A 15,357-nucleotide genomic window follows, 5' to 3' on the forward strand; every position below is an offset into this window, starting at 1 on the left:
CCATGTCCCAGGTCGTCGATCATCTTGCCGAGCTGACCGGGTTCCGTGACCGGGACGTCATGGACGTCACGCTTGTCATGGCATTGCGCGACCTGCTGGAGCCGGAGTCGGTGGCGATCTACCGCTGCGTAGGCGAGCCTGGCGAGGAGCGCTGGCTGACCCGTGCCCACCTGCGCGCTGGCGACGCCGTCGCGTCAGCCGACCCGCTGTGGGCCAAGCCCGCGGCGCTGCCGCCGGCCAGTGCCCATCCGCTACGCCTGGAGGCCATGCGCAGCCGCAGCGTGACGCAGGTGGCGCAGGCCGGGCAGTGGCTCTACCTGTTCCCGATCGCGACCGACCGCGACGTCATCGGTGTCATAGAGATCCTGTCCACGCGCCGCCTGGGCACGGGCGCGCAGCGCATGGTCAGCAGCGTGCTGCGCATCTATCACAACTTCCAGGGCCTGTTGGACTACTCCGAGCGTGACACGTTGACCGGCCTGCTCAACCGCAAGACCTTCGACGAGAGCTTCCTGAAGGTGCTGTCCGACATCCCGGCCAAGCACGCGCTCAAGTACGAGGCCGAAGACCGCCGCCACGAGACGGCCACGCCACACTATGTGCTGGGTGTCATCGACATCGACCACTTCAAGTCCGTCAATGACCGTTTCGGCCACCTGATTGGCGACGAAGTGCTGCTGCTGCTGTCGCGGTTGATGCGCGGCTCCTTCCGGTTCCACGACCTGCTCTATCGCTTCGGCGGCGAGGAGTTCGTGGTGCTGATGTGCTGCGACGAGGAGATCCATGCCGGCGAGGCCTTCGAGCGTCTGCGGGTGAACACGGAGCGCTACGCCTTCCCGCAGGTGGGGCGCATCACCGTCAGCATTGGCTTCACCGAGGTGCGCGCCGGCGATGCGCCGGCCGCCGCCTTCGAGCGCGCCGACAAGGCCGTCTATCACGCCAAGGCACATGGCCGCAACCAGGTGCACAACTACGCGGCCCTGATCGCCAGCGGCGTGATCCAGGAAACCGCTCAGCTCAGCGACGTCGAGCTGTTCTGAGTCCAACGGCCTCGCCGGGCGGCAGCGTTCGCGACTTGACGACGGCATAGCGCGCCAGCGTCCGTTCCCGAGCCAGGGCATGGTCGACGGCGGGCCGCGGGTAGTCCACGCCCGCCATCGCCAGCGGCGCCCGCTCCCAGGGCGCATGGATGGTCTTGTCGTCCAGGGCGGCCAGTTCGGGACAGTAGCGGCGGATGAAGCGACCTCTGGCATCGAACTTCTCGCTCTGCGTGGTGGGGTTGAATACGCGAAACCAGGGCTGGGCGTCGCAGCCGCTGCTGCTGGCCCATTGCCAGCCACCGTTGTTGGCGGCCAGGTCGAAGTCCAGCAACTGCCGGGCGAACCAGGCCTCGCCGCGGCGCCAGTCCAGGCCCAGGTCCTTGCACAGAAAGCTGGCCGTCACCATGCGCAGGCGGTTGTGCATGTAGCCGGTCTGGTGGAGTTGGCGCATGGCCGCGTCCACCAGCGGGAAGCCGGTGCGGCCCTCGCACCAGGCCTGGAAGAGGGCGTCGGCCTGCGGGCCGGTGTCCCAGCGAATGGCGTCGTACTCGGGCCGGAAGGAGGCCGTCATCGCGTGCGGGTGGTGGTGCATGACCTGGTGGTAGAAATCGCGCCAGATCAGCTCCGACAGCCAGACCTCGGCTCCATGGTCGCCGCCCTGCATGCGCTGGTGGGCCAGGCGCGCCAGGCGGCGCACGGACAGGGTGCCGAAGCGCAGGTGCACGCTCAGGTAGCTGGGCCCCTTGAGGGCCGGGAAGTCTCGTTGGGCGGCGTACCGGTCGATACGGTCCAGGAAGTCGTCCAGCAGCGCCCCGGCACCGCGGCTGCCCCGGCCCACATGCCTGCTCAGGCCGCCCGGCTCGAAGCCGATGTCCTGGAGCTCCGGCACGCCCCGGGCCTGGTCGCTGCGCGCGAGCGCCCGCGCATGCCGCTCGACCGGGTAGCCGCTCAGGTAGAACCCGTCCACCTTGCGCAGCCAGGCGTTCTTGTAGGGCGTGAAGACGCCGTAAGGCCCGCCCGCCGCCGTCATGACCTCGCGGCGCTCGAAGACGACATGGTCCTTGAACGTGCGCAGCTCGGTGCCGCAGTCACGCAGCCGCCCGGCCACGACGACGTCGCGTTCCAGGGCCTGCGGTTCGTCGTCGTGGTTGGCGAACACGGCCTGCACTCCCAGCTCGGTGGCCAGGCGCGGGATTTCGTCGGCGGCGAAGCCGTGGCGGACGATCAGCGCACCACCCAGTCGGCGCAAGTCCTCGTCCAGCACCTGCAGCGCGTCGAGGATGAACTCCACGCGCCGGTCCGTGCGGGGCAGGGCGTCGAGGATGGTGCGGTCCAGCACGAAGGCGCAGAACACCTGTTTCGCGCTCCGTAGCGCCCGATACAGCGCGGCGTGGTCGTCCACGCGCAGGTCGCGGCGGAACCAGACGAGGGCGCGGTCGACCTGATTGGCGGAGGGGTTCATACCCGCAGAATAAAATGGTTGCCATGCCCGCCGACCGGATCGTCCTGACCAACCAGTTCCTCATCGCCATGCCCGGCATGGCCGACGAGGCTTTCGCCGGCACTGTGGTCTACCTCTGCGAGCACAACGACAACGGTGCGCTGGGGCTGGTCATCAACAAGCCCATCTCCTTGACGCTGGGCACGCTGTTCGAAAAGGTCGAGCTGAGCCCGCCCAGCGAGCCGCTGGCAGAGACCCCGGTGTTCTACGGCGGCCCGGTTCAGACCGACCGCGGATTCGTGCTGCACGAGCCGCTGGACGAGGAGGGCGGCCACTACAACGCGACTCTGGCCGTGCCCGGCGGCCTGGAGATGACCACCAGCCGCGACGTGCTGGAGGCCTTGTCCAATGGCGCCGGCCCCAAGAAGCTGCTCGTCACGCTGGGCTACAGCGGCTGGGCCGCCGGCCAGCTGGAAGAGGAAATCGGCCGCAATGGCTGGCTGACGGTGGACGCCTCGCCGGCCATCATCTTCGACACCCCTGCCGAGCTGCGCTACGAGAAGGCCCTGGGCCTGCTGGGCATTGACCCGCGCATGCTCAGCTCGGACGCGGGGCATGCGTGATGAAGGCTGACGCCCTCACACCGGCCCACCAATCCTTCCTAGCTTTTGACTTTGGCACCCGCCGCATCGGCGTGGCTTCGGGCACGCGCCTGCTCGGCGCCGCCGAGCCGCGGGTGACGCTCAAGAGCGGCGACTTCGACGCCATCGCCGCCCTCATCAAGACCTGGCAGCCCGACGCCCTCGTCATCGGCGTGCCGCGCCACCCTGACGGCGCGCCGCACGAGATGACTGCCAAGGCGCAGAACTTCGGTCGCCGGCTCTGCGGGCGCTATCACCTGCCTGTCTTCGAGGTGGACGAGCGCTACACCAGCGTCGAGGCCGAGGCGGAAGGCGCGCACGACGTGGATGCCGCGGCCGCCGCACTGATCCTGGAACAGTTTTTCCGAGAACACCCATGAGTGAACTGCTGCTCGATGCCGAGGCCCTGTACCTCGAGCTCAAACGCGGTGTGCAGCGCCTGCTGACACCCGACACCGCCCTGGTGGGCATCTGGAGTGGCGGCGCCTGGCTGGCCGAACGCCTGGCGGCCGACTTCAGCGTCGCCTCCGGCACCATCTCCAGCGCCTTGCACCGCGACGACTTCGGCTCGCGCGGCCTGGCCAAGGCCGATCACACGACGCTGCCCTTCGACGTCAACGGCCGCGACATCCTGCTCATCGACGATGTGCTCTATACCGGCCGCACGACGCGCGCCGTCATCAACGAGCTTTTCGATTTCGGCCGCCCGGCGCGTGTGCAGCTCGCCGTGTTGGTGGACCGCGGCGGGCGCGAACTCCCCATAGAGCCGGCGTTCTCGGCGGCGCGTGTGACGCTCAGGGCCGACCAGAGCCTGCGCCTGGCCCGCGCCGACGGCGGTCGCTTCTCGTTCGAGGTGAAGTGATGCTCAGCAAACGCAATCCCCAGCTGAACAAGCATGGTGAGCTGATCCACCTGCTGTCCGTCGAAGGCCTGCCGCGCGCGGTCATCGAGCAGATCCTGGATACGGCGGGCAGCTTCCTGTCCGTCAACGACCGCGAGGTCAAGAAGGTGCCGCTGCTGCGCGGCAAGTCGGTTTTCAACCTGTTCTTCGAGAACAGCACGCGCACCCGAACCACCTTCGAGATCGCGGCCAAGCGCCTGTCGGCGGATGTCATCAACCTGGATATCGCGCGCAGCTCCACGGCCAAGGGCGAGACGCTGCTGGACACGGTAGCCAACCTCAGCGCCATGCACGCCGACATGTTCGTCGTGCGCCACAGCGAGAGCGGCGCTCCCCACCTGATCGCTCAGCATTGCGCGCCTCACGTGCACGTGGTGAACGCCGGCGACGGCCGCCATGCGCACCCGACGCAGGGCCTGCTGGACATGTACACGATCCGGCACTTCAAGAGCGACTTCCGCAACCTCACGGTGGCCATCGTCGGCGACATCGTGCATTCGCGCGTGGCCCGCAGCGACATCCATGCGCTCAGTATCCTGGGCGTGCCGGAGATCCGTGCGGTGGGCCCCAAGACGCTGGTGCCCGGCGACCTGCGCGACATGGGCGTGCGCGTCTGCCACGACATGGCCGAGGGCGTGCGCGACGCCGACGTCGTCATCATGCTGCGACTGCAGAACGAGCGCATGAACGGCGGCATGCTGCCCAGCAGCGGCGAGTTCTTCAAGCACTTCGGCCTGACGCCGGACAAGCTGGCACTGGCCAAGCCCGACGCCATCGTCATGCATCCGGGGCCCATCAACCGTGGCGTGGAGATCGCCTCCGAAGTGGCGGACGGCAAGAGCAGCGTCATCCTGCCCCAGGTGACATTCGGCATCGCGGTGCGCATGGCCGTCATGGCCATTCTGGCAGGGAACGAAGCATGAAGATCCTCATCAAGAACGGCCGTCTTGTCGATCCGGCCTCCAATCTTGATCGCGTCGGCGACGTCGCCATCGCCAATGGCCGCATCGTGCACTTGGGCGATGCGACCGATTTCGCCGCCGAGCGCGTGGTCGATGCGACGGGTCTCGTCGTCGCTCCCGGCCTGGTGGACCTGTGCGCCCGCCTGCGCGAGCCCGGCCATGAGCATGAAGGCCTGCTGGAGAGCGAACTCGCAGCCGCGGCCGCCGGCGGCGTGACCAGCCTCGTGTGCCCGCCCGACACCGACCCGGTGCTGGATGAGCCGGGCCTGGTCGAGATGCTGAAGTTCCGTGCCCGCAAGCTGAGCCGCTGCCGGCTGTTCCCGCTCGGCGCGCTGACGCGCCAGCTGGAGGGCGGCGCGCTGACCGAGATGGCCGAGCTGACCGAGGCTGGCTGCATCGGCTTCTCGCAGGCCGAGGTGGCCATCAAGGACACGCTGGTGCTGAGCCGGGCGCTGCAGTATGCCGCGACCTACGGCTACACCGTCTGGCTGCGCCCGCAGGACGCCTGGCTGGGCGGCGGCGTGGCCGCCAGCGGTGCGGTCGCGACGCGGCTGGGCCTGTCCGGCGTGCCGGCTGCGGCCGAGACGGTGGCGTTGCACACCATCTTCGAACTGGTCCGCGCGACTGGCGCCCGGGTGCACATCTGTCGCCTCAGCAGTGCGGCCGGCGTCGAGCTGGTGCGCGCCGCCAAGCGCGAGGGCCTGCCCGTCACGGCCGACGTGTCCATCAACTCGCTGCACCTCAGCGACGTCGACATCGGCTACTTCGACTCGGCCATGCGTCTGACGCCGCCGCTGCGCCAGGGCCGCGACCGCGATGCGCTGCGCGCCGGCCTGGCGGACGGCACCATCGACGCCCTGGTGTCCGATCACATGCCCGTCACCAGTGACGAGAAGGCCGTGCCCTTCGCCGAGGCCACGCCCGGCGCGACGGGCCTGGAGCTGCTCTTGAGCCTGAGCCTGCGCTGGGCCCGGGACGCCGGCCTGCCGCTGCAGCGCGCGCTGGCCGTCGTCACGGCCGAGCCGGTACGCGTGCTGGGCAGCGCACTGGGCTCGCTGGCGGCCAGCGCCGGCCGCCTGGTCGAGGGCGGCGTGGCCGATGTCTGTGTCTTCGACGCCGGCGCCAGCTGGGCCGTGACCTCCGAGGCGCTGACCAGCCAGGGCAAGCACACGCCGTTCGCGTTCGCTTCCAGCGGCTTCGAGCTGCCGGCACGGGTGCGCTGCACGCTGGTCGCGGGCCATATCGCCTACGGGGCTGAATGAGAAGCCTGGTCGCCGCCTGGCGCCTCGCGCGCCTTGCGCCCCACACGCTGCACGGCCTGTGGATCGTCAGGCGGCGCTTCGACCTGCTAACGGCGGCCGAGCGGCATGGGCTGATCCAGTGGTGGTCCATCAAGACGCTGCGCATCCTCGGCATCACGCTGGAGTCCGAGGGCCAGGCCGTGCCGGCGGGACATCTGATGGTGGCCAATCATGTCTCCTGGCTGGACATTGCGGCGGTGCATGCGGTGCTGCCGCAGGCCCGCTTCGTCTCCAAGGCCGACGTGAAGCATTGGCCGCTGGTGGGCGCCCTTGTCGAGGGCGCCGGTACCTTGTTCATCGAGCGCAGCAGCAAGCGCGACGCGCTGCGGGTGGTGCACCAGACGGCCGCCGCGCTTCAGGCGGGCGACTGCGTGGCCGTCTTCCCCGAGGGCACCACGGGCGCGGGCCCCGAGCTGCTGCCATTCCACGCCAACCTGCTGCAGGCGGCGGTGTCCGTGCAGGCGCCGGTACTGCCCGTGGTGCTGCGCTGGCATGAGCCGGACGAGCGCTTCAGCAGCGCGGCCCGCTTCATCGGCGACACGACGCTGTTGCAGAGCCTGTGGCGCATCGCCTCGGCACGAGGCCTGGCCATTTCGGTCCAGATGCTGCCCAGCGTCATGGCCGGGGACCAGGACCGACGCGGCCTGGGCGAGGTGCTGCGCAGTCAGATCGCCGCCCGGTTGGGCTGACTCGTGCCCCTCTGGCGCCGGGGGCTTGCCTTCTGTTTTGTTAATTTGCAAAATAGCGAATCATGGACAAGGTCTTCAAGGCATTGAGCGATCCGACGCGGCGGCGCATCCTGCAGTTGCTGCGCGAGCGCGAGATGACGGCCGGCGAGCTGGCCGACTGCTTCGACCTGTCCAAGCCGACGCTGTCGGGCCACTTCGCCGTGCTGCGCGAGGCCGACCTCGTGAGCTCCGACCGCGCCGGCACCACGATCACCTATCGACTCAACGTGTCGACGCTGGAGGAGGCCTTGCTGGGCTTCGCCGAGGTCTTCGGCATCGGCGAGACCAAAGTCAGATCCTCAACCCGCCGCAAGCCCGGAGGCTCACATGCTTGAACGATTCAGCACTCCCATCCAGATCGCGCTGATCGCGGCCATGGCGCTGGCGGGTGCCTGGGCTTTCGCCCAGCTGCCGGCGGGCGCCCTGGTGCCGGTGCATTTCAACGCGCAGGGCGAGGCCGATGGCTGGGCCAGCGCCGGCAAGGGTCTCTTCATGCTGCCGCTGCTGGCACTGGTACTCCTCGGCCTGCGGTGGCTGCTGCCGCGCCTGGATCCGCGTGGCGAGAACCTGCGCAAGTCGGGCAAGGCCATCTCGACGATCTGGGTCGCGGTCTCCCTGCTGCTGGCACTGGTGCAGGCCCAGGTGGTCGCGATGTCGCTGGGCCTGTCGGGGCCGGTGCCCAAGCTGCCGATGCTGCTGGTGGGCGGACTTTTCATCGCCATGGGCAATGTGCTGGGCAAGCTGCGCGCCAACTACACGGTGGGCATCCGCACGCCGTGGACGCTGGCCAACGAGCGTGTCTGGGACCAGACGCACCGCTTCGCCGGCAAGGCCTTCGTCGCGGCCGGCCTGCTGTTGCTGGCGCTGTCGATGTCGCCCCTGCCGGCCCGATGGCAGGCCGTCCCGATCTGCGTCGCAACGCTGACCGCAGCGCTGGCATCGGTGTTCAAGTCCTACTGGCTGTGGCGCCGGCAGGGCGGCGGGGACTGAGCTGGTTCAGCCCGGCCCGGCCCGCGTGTCGCCGCGGGTCCGCTGCCCCAGGCCGATGGCGCCGTTTCAGCTGCGCGTGACCTGCCGGGCCGGCTCGGCCGCGTACTCGTCCGCCTCGCGTTCGTTCCGGCTGTTGACGCCGGCGAGCTGGACGTGCTCCAACAGATCCAGGCCCAGCGCGCGGGCGAGGTGCCCCAGCGATTCGCCGACATGGGCGATGCGGTAGTGGTGGAGGTTCAGCTGCAACTGCACGCGCGGCGAGCCAGGCGCCGCCGGCCAAGTCCGGCGCCTGGGCCCGGCGGTGCGGCAAATCGCGCCGCATGAATCGCCCGGCATGTCGCGGCGGCTGATGGGCTCGACCGTCCGCGCCGGCCCCGCCAGCACCGCTTCGCTCAGGCCTTGCCCTGAGCCGCGACGGCGGCGGCGGCCTTGGCGGCCGCCTCGGCGTCGCCCAGGTAGTAGCTCTTGATGGGCTTGAGGTCGGCGTCCAGCTCGTAGACCAGCGGGATGCCGTTGGGGATGTTGACGCCGACGATGGCGTCGTCGGCGATGCCGTCCAGGTACTTCACCAGCGCGCGGATGCTGTTGCCATGGGCGGCGATCAGCACGCGCTGGCCGGACTTGATGGTCGGCGCGACGGTCTCGTTCCAGAACGGCAGCACGCGGGCAACGGTGTCCTTCAGGCATTCGGTCAGCGGCACTTCGCCGTCGGCCAGGCCGGCATAGCGGCGGTCGCCGCGCTCGCTGCGCGGGTCTCCCGCCTCCAGTGCCGGCGGCGGCGTGTCGTAGCTGCGGCGCCAGACAAGCACCTGTTCATCGCCGTACTGCTTGGCCATGTCGGCCTTGTTCAGGCCTTGCAGCGCGCCGTAGTGGCGCTCGTTCAGGCGCCAGGCATGGCGCACCGGCAGCCAGGTGCGCTCCATCTGGTCCAGGCAATGCCACAGCGTCCAGACGGCGCGCTTGAGCACCGAGGTGTAGGCGATGTCGAAGTCGTAGCCGGCTTCCTTCAGCAGCCGGCCAGCCGTCTTGGCCTGTTCCACGCCGGTGGGCGTCAGGTCCACATCGGTCCAGCCGGTGAAGCGGTTTTCCAGGTTCCAGGTCGATTCGCCGTGGCGGATGAGGACGAGCTTGTACATGGGCGGGATGCGCACAGAGGGTGGGAAGCCGCGGATTATCCGGCCCGGCGATAATGATCGGCTTCGTTGAATTACACGGGATGCTTGCTTGAACTTCCTGATCGAGAACTGGTTTCTGCTCGTCGCTGCCCTGGTGTCCGGCGGCATGCTGCTCTGGCCCCTGCTGGTGTCAGGCTCACAGGGGGCCGCCATCGGCCCGGCCGAGGCGGTGCAACTGATCAACCGCGAGAAAGGCGTGCTCATCGACGTCAGCGAGCCGGAGGAGTTTGCCAAGGGCCACGCGGTCGGCGCGCGCAACATCCCCTTCGGCCAGATGGAGGGCCACAAGTCCCTGCCCAGCAACAAGGCCCTGCCGCTGGTGCTGGTGTGCCCGACCGGCGCACGCGCCGGCCGCGCCGCGGGCATGATGCGCAAGCTGGGCTATGAGAAGGCCCAGGCGCTGGCAGGCGGCCTCAAGGCCTGGCGCGACGCCAATCTGCCGATCGAGAAGTCCGCCTGAGCGGATCATCGCAAGACTGCCCGAGAGGATTGGTGAATGGCTTCCGTCAAGATGTATACGACCCTGGTCTGCCCGTTCTGCGTGCGCGCCAAGATGCTGCTGAAGCAGCGCGGCGTGGAGCAGATCGATGAGGTTCGCGTCGACCTGAACCCGGCCGAGCGCCAGTCCATGATGGACAAGACCGGCCGCCGCACGGTGCCGCAGATCTTCATCGGGGACACCCATGTGGGTGGCTGCGACGACCTGATCGCGCTGGATCAGCAGGGCGGTCTGATGCCCTTGCTCCAGGCCGCGTGATTTCAAGCCCGGGCAAGCCCGATCGGCTTGTCACGGGGCCTCGCTCATAATCCCTTCACCGCCCGCAGCACAGCGCCTGCGGGCTTTTGTTTGACTTCTCCGCTCGAAAGAATCCCATGGCCGACGAGATCCAAGCTGCCCCCGAGGGCACCCCCGTGTTCCAGATCCAGCGCATGTACCTGAAGGATCTGTCGCTGGAGCAGCCCAACGCGCCGCACATCCTGCTGGAGCAGCAGCAGCCGCAGGTCGATATCAACCTGACGCTGTCGGCCGAAAACGTCACCGACGGCATCTACGAGGTCTGCGTGACGGCCACCGTCAACACCAAGGTCGGCGACAAGACGCTGTTCCTGGTCGAGGCCAAGCAAGCCGGCATCTTCGAGATCCGCAACGTGCCGCAGGACCAGGTCGAGGGCATCCTCGGCATCGTCTGCCCGCAGATGGTCTACCCCTATCTGCGCGCCATCGTCTCGGACGTCTGCACCCGCGCCGGCTTCCCGCCCGTGCTGCTGACCGAAGTGAACTTCCAGGCCATGTTCGAGGCCCAGCAGGCCCAGCGCGCCGCCCAGGGCGGCCAGTCGGTCAACTGAGCCTGGACCGAGGACAGGCCTGGCGGCCTGCGGGCCGGCGGGCATGAGCCCCGGCCGTGATGACGCCCCGCCGAGCGCGGGGCGTTTTGTTTTCTTGGTGGACACTTCCGCGCATGACGACGATGAAGATCAGCGTGCTTGGCGCCGGCGCCTGGGGCACGGCCATGGCCATCCAGGCGGCCAATGCCGGTCATGAGGTGAGTCTGTGGGGGCGCGATGCCGCAGCCGTGGCGCAGATGCGTGCGAGCCGCCGCAACGCGGCCTACCTGCCCGACAGCGATCTGCCTGCCGCGCTGGGCCTGACCGCCGACCGCGAGGCCTCCATCGCCCATGCGGCGCAGGGTCTGACCATCGTCGCCACGCCGATGTCCGGCCTGCGCGAGACGCTGGCCGCGCTCCCGTCCACGCAGCGCGTGCTGTGGCTGTGCAAGGGCTTCGAGGCCGGTACGGGGCGGTTGGGCCACGAGATCGCGCGCGAGCTGCAGCCGGGGATGCGCGTGGGCGTGCTGTCCGGCCCCAGCTTCGCGCAGGAGGTGGCGGCCGGCCGGCCCACGGCCCTGGTCGCGGCCAGCGAGGACGCCGACCTGGCCCAGGCCGCCGTCGATGCCTTCCATGGCGACCGGCTGCGCGTCTACACCTCCAGCGACCCCGCAGGCGTCGAGGTCGGCGGCGCGGTCAAGAACGTCATGGCCATCGCGGTGGGCGTCTGCGATGGCCTCTCGGGCGTCGCGCCGGATGCGCCGGGGCTGAATGCGCGCGCCGCGCTCATCACCCGCGGCCTGGCCGAGATGCTGCGCCTGGGCCAGGCGCTGGGTGCGCGGGCCGAGACCTTCATGGGCCTGTCGGGCCTGGGCGACCTCGTGCTGACGGCCACAGGTGACCTGTCGCGCAACCGCCGCGTCGGCCTGATGCTGGCGCAAGGCCTGGCCCTGCCGCAGATCCTGGCCCGGCTCGGTCATGTGGCCGAGGGCGTCTACAGCGCGCCAACCGTGCTGGCGCGGGCCCGCGCGGCCGGTGTCGAAATGCCCATCACCGAGGCCATGGTGGCCTTGCTGGACGGCCGGCTGCGCGTGTCCGAGGCGGTTGCGCGCCTGATGGGGCGCGACGCGAAGGCGGAGTAGGGCGGGTCCATGGGCTGAGCGCCAGGCCGTTCCCGGGGCTCGTCATTGCGAAGGTATTCCTTGGATGAGGGGCCTTGGGCCTCAGACTCCGCCGGCATAGCCGTTCTGCCGCCAGGCCTCGAAGACGGCGACCGCGACGCTGTTGCTCAGGTTGAGGCTGCGCTGGCCTGCGCGCATGGGCAGGCGCACGCGCTGCGCCGTGGGGAAGCCGTCGCGCAGCGCCGGCGCCAGTCCGGCCGTTTCGCTGCCGAAGACCAGCCAGTCGCCCGGCTGCCACGCGACCTCGCCAAAGGGTCGGCTGCCGCGCGTCGTGAAGGCGAACATGCGCGCCGGGTCGGGCGACTCGGCTGCGAGCAAGGATGCCCAGTCGGCGTGGCGCTGCACGCGGGCGTACTCGTGGTAATCCAGGCCGGCGCGCTGCAGCAGCCGGTCCTCCATCGAGAAACCCAGCGGTTCGATCAGGTGCAGGCTGCAGCCGGTGTTGGCGGCGAGCCGGATCACGTTGCCGGTGTTGGGCGGAATCTCCGGCTGGACGAGGACGATGTGGAACATGGTCGGGAGTATCGGGCCGGCCCAAGAGGGGGAGCCCGGACACATTGCGTCCGGCGGTCGCGAGCGCTTCATTCGTCCCCGGGCTCGGGCGTGCGCGCGATGACCCAGGCCTGCACGCTCATCACGCCGGTGTTGAGCAGCAGGCCGGCCAGTTCGAACAGTGTGGCGCCGCTGGTCATCACGTCGTCCAGCAGCGCGACGCTGCTGCCGCGCAGGCGGGCCGCGTGCAGCGGCTCGACGGCGAAGACGCCGCGCACATTGGCCGCGCGCGCCTCCAGTTGGAGTTCGGCCTGGCGACGGTTGTGGCGCACGCGCTGCAGCAGCTCGGGCTTGCAGCGCAGGCCGCGCCGCCGCGCCAGCGCGCGGGCCAGTTCGTGCGACTGGTTGTAGCCGCGCTCGCGCAGGCGATCGGCCGACACCGGTACGGGCAGCAGCCAGTCCGGTGCTTCGACCGCGGCCGCGCTCAGCGCCGTGTTCAGTCGCTCCAGCAGGCTCTCGCGCAGGTCCAGCGCCTGGTGGTACTCGTACTGCTGCAGCAGGCCATCCCAGGGAAAGCGGTAGTCCAGCGCGGCGATGGTGCGGTCCAGCGGCGGCGCCTCGCGCAGGCAGCGCCCGCATTGCGGTCGCGGCCGGCCGAGGAGCTCCAGCGGCAGGCGGGCCGCGCAGGTCCAGCAGCGCGGCTGCGGGCGGGCGTAGAGGGCCAGGCAGCCCTCGCAAATGGTCTGGCGGCTCCAGGTCCGGCAGACGGTGCATTGGCCGGCGCAGCGCAGCAGCACCTTCCCGATCGGTGCGGGCTTGCAGGCGGGCAAGGGACGCTCGGGCATCGCCTCAATATACTGAGCGGCCCATGAACGAGCCGGCATCGACCCCTACTTCAAACAAGGGGCCGCGGCCCCAGGACCTGGACGCGGCCGCGCTGCTCCACCACGCGCGGCGCCTGGCCGGAGCCCAGCAGTCGCCTTGGCTGCATGCCGAGGTGGCGGGCCGCATGGCCGAGCGCCTGGGCTACATCAAGCTCCAGCCGGCCCGCGTGCTCGACGCCTCGCCCACGTTGGGCGCCAGCGCGGAACTGTTGCGGCTGGCCTATCCGAGCGCCCAGCTGCTGTGGCACGAGGCGGACGCCGTGCTGGCCACGCGTGCCGCCCAGGCGCGCGCGCTGAACTGGTGGCGCAAGCTGCGTGGTGAGTCCCTGGGGCAGGTCGAGGCGCTGCCAGCCCGGCCCGAGGTGGACCTGCTCTGGTCCAACATGGCCCTGCATGCCTGTGCCGACCTGCCCGCGCTGCTGGGCGCCTGGCAGGCCAGCATCGCGGTGGGTGGCTTCGTCATGTTCTCCTGCCTGGGGCCGGACAGCTTCGTCGAGCTGCGCGCGCTTTACGCCCGCAACGGCTGGGGCCGGCCGGCGCCGGACTGGTGGGACATGCACGACATCGGTGATCTGGTGCTGAAGGCCGGCTTCGCCGACCCCGTCATGGACCAGCAGAGGCTTCGCCTGACCTGGGCCAGCCCCGAGAGCCTGCTGGCGGACTTGCGTGCGCTGGGCGGCAATCTGGCGCCGACGCGCTTCGCCGGCCTGCGCGGGCGCGCCTGGCGCGAGCGGCTGCTGGTGGAGCTGGATACGCTGCGCGACGCCGAAGGGCGGCTGGCGCTGACGTTGGAGCTGGTGTTCGGCCATGCCTTCAAGGCCGCGCCGCGGCTGACCGTCGCGGCCGAGACGCATGTGTCCGTCGACGCCATGCGCGCCTCGCTGCGCAAGGGGCGCGAATCGGGCTGAAGGTGGGTGATTCCCCGGGGCTGGCGCGCCCCTGAGGCGGGATGGGCCTGGGCTAAACTCTTGCGCCGCATCAAGGACTGGCACAAACCCGGTCCACTCCACGGAACTTGCGTTGCAAATCAGGTCGTATGACCGGATTGCAAGCCCCGCTTTTCAAAGAACCAAGTGACAACCATGACGATGATGAACGCACGAGTGCAGAGCGCCTCACGCGCTTGGGGCCGTTGGGCCGCGGCGGCGACGGCCCTGGCGGCGGGCCCGGCCCTCGCGGTGAACGACCTCAAGGGCGGCCCGGGCGTCAATCAGATCAATCTGCACGAGCCGGTGACCAACATCGCCCGTGACCAGATGTGGTTGCACAACTTCATGCTGATCGTCTGCCTCGTCATCTTCGTGGCGGTGTTCGGCGTGATGTTCTATTCCATCTTCAAGCACCGCAAGTCCAAGGGCGCGGTGTCCGCCAACTTCCACGAGAGTGTGGCCGTCGAGATCGCCTGGACCGTGGTGCCCTTCCTCATCGTCATCGGCATGGCGCTGCCGGCCACCAAGGTGGTCGTCGCGATGAAGGACACGACCAACGCCGACGTGACCATCAAGGCTACCGGCTACCAGTGGAAGTGGGGTTACGACTACCTGAAGGGCGAGGGCGAGGGCATCAGCTTCCTGGCCACGCTGGACACCGAGCAGCGCGAGCAGTCCAACTCCGGCAATCCCGCGCCGGTCGACGACTACCTGCTCAAGGTCGACAACCCGCTGATCGTGCCGGTGGACAAGAAGGTCCGCATCATCACGACGGCCAACGACGTCATCCACGCATGGATGGTGCCGGCCTTCGGCGTCAAGCAGGACGCCATCCCCGGCTTCGTGCGCGACACCTGGTTCAAGGCCGAGAAGGTGGGCGACTACTACGGCCAGTGCGCCGAGTTGTGCGGCAAGGAGCATGCCTACATGCCCATCCACGTGAAGGTCGTGTCCGCCGAGGACTACACCAAGTGGGTCGAGGGCAAGCAGAAGGAAATGGCCGCCAAGGCCGACGACCCGAGCAAGGTCTGGGAGCAGGCGGCCCTGATCGCCCGCGGCGAGAAGGTCTATGCCGCCAACTGCGCGGTCTGCCACAAGCCCGACGGCACCGGTGCCGGCCCGATCAAGCCGCTGGACAAGTCGCCCGTCGTGCTGGCCGAGAACCACCTGGAGCAGATCCAGGTCGTGCTGAACGGCCGCATGGACAAGGGCATGCCCGCCTGGAAGCAGCTGAGCGACACCGACATCGCCGCGCTGATCACGTACACGAAGAACAGCTGGTCCAACAAGACGGGTCAGACGGTGCAGCCGGCCGAAGTGGTCGCCGCGCGCAAGTAAGCCCGAACGCCGAATCAGAGGAAATCAC

Annotated in this window: 20 protein-coding genes; 15 read left to right on the forward strand and 5 right to left on the reverse strand. The window is 69.2% G+C overall.

All coding sequences use genetic code 11. From position 1 onward, the window contains the following. The first annotated feature begins 2 nt into the window (after positions 1-2). On the forward strand, positions 3-1,040 hold the full coding sequence (locus JOY88_RS07145) for a GGDEF domain-containing protein (protein ID WP_293501555.1): 1,038 nt from the start codon (positions 3-5) through the stop codon (positions 1,038-1,040). On the opposite strand, the gene JOY88_RS07150 is transcribed toward JOY88_RS07145, so the two are convergent. Beyond that, a complete protein-coding gene (locus JOY88_RS07150; protein ID WP_293501557.1) occupies positions 1,018-2,502 on the reverse strand; it encodes a cryptochrome/photolyase family protein in 1,485 nt (494 codons plus the stop codon). The genes JOY88_RS07145 and JOY88_RS07150 overlap by 23 nt on opposite strands. Positions 2,503-2,516: 14 nt before the next feature. On the opposite strand from JOY88_RS07150, the gene JOY88_RS07155 reads away from it, so the two are divergent. The 8 genes from JOY88_RS07155 (at position 2,517) to JOY88_RS07190 (ending at position 8,004) form a co-directional block, all read left to right on the forward strand. Further along, on the forward strand, positions 2,517-3,104 hold the full coding sequence (locus tag JOY88_RS07155; protein ID WP_293501559.1) for a YqgE/AlgH family protein: 588 nt from the start codon (positions 2,517-2,519) through the stop codon (positions 3,102-3,104). Continuing rightward, complete coding sequence (ruvX, locus tag JOY88_RS07160; protein WP_293501560.1) at positions 3,104-3,502, forward strand: Holliday junction resolvase RuvX; 399 nt, start codon at positions 3,104-3,106, stop codon at positions 3,500-3,502. Before JOY88_RS07155 ends, ruvX begins: the two co-directional genes overlap by 1 nt. Further along, complete coding sequence (gene pyrR, locus JOY88_RS07165) at positions 3,499-3,984, forward strand: bifunctional pyr operon transcriptional regulator/uracil phosphoribosyltransferase PyrR (protein WP_293501561.1); 486 nt, start codon at positions 3,499-3,501, stop codon at positions 3,982-3,984. Before ruvX ends, pyrR begins: the two co-directional genes overlap by 4 nt. After that, entirely contained in the window at positions 3,984-4,946 is a 963-nt protein-coding gene (locus tag JOY88_RS07170; RefSeq protein ID WP_293501562.1) for an aspartate carbamoyltransferase catalytic subunit, read from the forward strand. Before pyrR ends, JOY88_RS07170 begins: the two co-directional genes overlap by 1 nt. Next, complete coding sequence (locus JOY88_RS07175; RefSeq protein WP_293501563.1) at positions 4,943-6,247, forward strand: dihydroorotase; 1,305 nt, start codon at positions 4,943-4,945, stop codon at positions 6,245-6,247. Before JOY88_RS07170 ends, JOY88_RS07175 begins: the two co-directional genes overlap by 4 nt. Next, the gene (locus tag JOY88_RS07180; RefSeq protein ID WP_293501564.1) at positions 6,244-6,975 is read left to right on the forward strand and encodes a lysophospholipid acyltransferase family protein; all 732 of its coding nucleotides are present in this window, start codon (positions 6,244-6,246) and stop codon (positions 6,973-6,975) included. Before JOY88_RS07175 ends, JOY88_RS07180 begins: the two co-directional genes overlap by 4 nt. A gap of 62 nt (positions 6,976-7,037) precedes the next feature. Beyond that, positions 7,038-7,349 carry an autorepressor SdpR family transcription factor gene (locus JOY88_RS07185; protein WP_293501566.1) on the forward strand — a complete coding sequence of 104 codons (312 nt, stop codon included), beginning with the start codon at positions 7,038-7,040 and terminating at the stop codon, positions 7,347-7,349. After that, on the forward strand, positions 7,342-8,004 hold the full coding sequence (locus JOY88_RS07190) for an SdpI family protein (RefSeq protein WP_293501568.1): 663 nt from the start codon (positions 7,342-7,344) through the stop codon (positions 8,002-8,004). Before JOY88_RS07185 ends, JOY88_RS07190 begins: the two co-directional genes overlap by 8 nt. Positions 8,005-8,070: 66 nt before the next feature. Here JOY88_RS07190 and JOY88_RS07195 read toward each other — a convergent pair whose 3' ends face one another. Further along, positions 8,071-8,256 (reverse strand): hypothetical protein, encoded by a 186-nt coding sequence (locus JOY88_RS07195; protein ID WP_293501570.1) that lies wholly within the window; start codon positions 8,254-8,256, stop codon positions 8,071-8,073. Between the two features lie 140 nt (positions 8,257-8,396). Continuing rightward, complete coding sequence (gene gpmA / locus JOY88_RS07200) at positions 8,397-9,140, reverse strand: 2,3-diphosphoglycerate-dependent phosphoglycerate mutase (RefSeq protein ID WP_293501572.1); 744 nt, start codon at positions 9,138-9,140, stop codon at positions 8,397-8,399. 88 nt (positions 9,141-9,228) lie between these two features. Between gpmA and JOY88_RS07205 the strand changes: the two genes are divergently transcribed. The 4 genes from JOY88_RS07205 to JOY88_RS07220 all read left to right on the forward strand — a co-directional run bounded on the left by JOY88_RS07205 (position 9,229) and on the right by JOY88_RS07220 (position 11,647). Continuing rightward, positions 9,229-9,639 (forward strand): rhodanese-like domain-containing protein, encoded by a 411-nt coding sequence (locus JOY88_RS07205; RefSeq protein ID WP_293501573.1) that lies wholly within the window; start codon positions 9,229-9,231, stop codon positions 9,637-9,639. A gap of 36 nt (positions 9,640-9,675) precedes the next feature. Beyond that, complete coding sequence (gene grxC, locus JOY88_RS07210) at positions 9,676-9,936, forward strand: glutaredoxin 3 (protein WP_293501575.1); 261 nt, start codon at positions 9,676-9,678, stop codon at positions 9,934-9,936. 116 nt (positions 9,937-10,052) lie between these two features. After that, positions 10,053-10,526: a protein-export chaperone SecB gene (gene secB / locus JOY88_RS07215; RefSeq protein WP_293501577.1), complete on the forward strand. Its 474-nt coding sequence runs from the start codon at positions 10,053-10,055 to the stop codon at positions 10,524-10,526. A 122-nt stretch (positions 10,527-10,648) separates the two neighbouring features. After that, positions 10,649-11,647, forward strand: a complete 999-nt coding sequence (locus JOY88_RS07220) for an NAD(P)H-dependent glycerol-3-phosphate dehydrogenase (RefSeq protein WP_293501626.1) — start codon at positions 10,649-10,651, stop codon at positions 11,645-11,647. Between the two features lie 81 nt (positions 11,648-11,728). On the opposite strand, the gene JOY88_RS07225 is transcribed toward JOY88_RS07220, so the two are convergent. Together JOY88_RS07225 and JOY88_RS07230 are read right to left on the reverse strand one after the other, a co-directional pair. Continuing rightward, complete coding sequence (locus JOY88_RS07225; RefSeq protein WP_293501579.1) at positions 11,729-12,199, reverse strand: tRNA (cytidine(34)-2'-O)-methyltransferase; 471 nt, start codon at positions 12,197-12,199, stop codon at positions 11,729-11,731. A gap of 68 nt (positions 12,200-12,267) precedes the next feature. Then, positions 12,268-13,023, reverse strand: a complete 756-nt coding sequence (locus tag JOY88_RS07230; RefSeq protein ID WP_293501581.1) for a ComF family protein — start codon at positions 13,021-13,023, stop codon at positions 12,268-12,270. A 23-nt stretch (positions 13,024-13,046) separates the two neighbouring features. Between JOY88_RS07230 and JOY88_RS07235 the strand changes: the two genes are divergently transcribed. Together JOY88_RS07235 and coxB are read left to right on the forward strand one after the other, a co-directional pair. Then, entirely contained in the window at positions 13,047-13,970 is a 924-nt protein-coding gene (locus JOY88_RS07235) for a class I SAM-dependent methyltransferase (protein WP_293501583.1), read from the forward strand. A 180-nt stretch (positions 13,971-14,150) separates the two neighbouring features. Next, positions 14,151-15,329, forward strand: coding sequence for a cytochrome c oxidase subunit II (coxB, locus tag JOY88_RS07240; protein WP_524539191.1), 1,179 nt, complete (start codon positions 14,151-14,153; stop codon positions 15,327-15,329). The last annotated feature ends 28 nt before the right edge of the window (positions 15,330-15,357 follow it).

The sequence above is a fragment of the Roseateles sp. genome (genome assembly GCF_019237615.1).
Taxonomy (GTDB): Bacteria; Pseudomonadota; Gammaproteobacteria; order Burkholderiales; family Burkholderiaceae_C; genus Pelomonas.

Excerpts from the sequence above, each read along its gene's own strand:
- JOY88_RS07235 (WP_293501583.1), top strand. The coding sequence starts at position 13,047 with ATGAACGAGCCGGCATCGACCCCTACTTCAAACAAGGGGCCGCGGCCC.
- JOY88_RS07170 (WP_293501562.1), top strand. The coding sequence starts at position 3,984 with ATGCTCAGCAAACGCAATCCCCAGCTGAACAAGCATGGTGAGCTGATC.
- JOY88_RS07180 (WP_293501564.1), top strand. The coding sequence starts at position 6,244 with ATGAGAAGCCTGGTCGCCGCCTGGCGCCTCGCGCGCCTTGCGCCCCAC.
- coxB (WP_524539191.1), top strand. The coding sequence starts at position 14,151 with ATGATGAACGCACGAGTGCAGAGCGCCTCACGCGCTTGGGGCCGTTGG.
- grxC (WP_293501575.1), top strand. The coding sequence starts at position 9,676 with ATGGCTTCCGTCAAGATGTATACGACCCTGGTCTGCCCGTTCTGCGTG.
- JOY88_RS07230 (WP_293501581.1), bottom strand. The coding sequence starts at position 13,023 with ATGCCCGAGCGTCCCTTGCCCGCCTGCAAGCCCGCACCGATCGGGAAG.
- JOY88_RS07155 (WP_293501559.1), top strand. The coding sequence starts at position 2,517 with ATGGTTGCCATGCCCGCCGACCGGATCGTCCTGACCAACCAGTTCCTC.
- JOY88_RS07150 (WP_293501557.1), bottom strand. The coding sequence starts at position 2,502 with ATGAACCCCTCCGCCAATCAGGTCGACCGCGCCCTCGTCTGGTTCCGC.
- gpmA (WP_293501572.1), bottom strand. The coding sequence starts at position 9,140 with ATGTACAAGCTCGTCCTCATCCGCCACGGCGAATCGACCTGGAACCTG.
- JOY88_RS07145 (WP_293501555.1), top strand. The coding sequence starts at position 3 with ATGTCCCAGGTCGTCGATCATCTTGCCGAGCTGACCGGGTTCCGTGAC.
- JOY88_RS07220 (WP_293501626.1), top strand. The coding sequence starts at position 10,649 with ATGAAGATCAGCGTGCTTGGCGCCGGCGCCTGGGGCACGGCCATGGCC.
- JOY88_RS07225 (WP_293501579.1), bottom strand. The coding sequence starts at position 12,199 with ATGTTCCACATCGTCCTCGTCCAGCCGGAGATTCCGCCCAACACCGGC.
- JOY88_RS07175 (WP_293501563.1), top strand. The coding sequence starts at position 4,943 with ATGAAGATCCTCATCAAGAACGGCCGTCTTGTCGATCCGGCCTCCAAT.
- JOY88_RS07190 (WP_293501568.1), top strand. The coding sequence starts at position 7,342 with ATGCTTGAACGATTCAGCACTCCCATCCAGATCGCGCTGATCGCGGCC.
- JOY88_RS07185 (WP_293501566.1), top strand. The coding sequence starts at position 7,038 with ATGGACAAGGTCTTCAAGGCATTGAGCGATCCGACGCGGCGGCGCATC.
- secB (WP_293501577.1), top strand. The coding sequence starts at position 10,053 with ATGGCCGACGAGATCCAAGCTGCCCCCGAGGGCACCCCCGTGTTCCAG.
- pyrR (WP_293501561.1), top strand. The coding sequence starts at position 3,499 with ATGAGTGAACTGCTGCTCGATGCCGAGGCCCTGTACCTCGAGCTCAAA.
- ruvX (WP_293501560.1), top strand. The coding sequence starts at position 3,104 with ATGAAGGCTGACGCCCTCACACCGGCCCACCAATCCTTCCTAGCTTTT.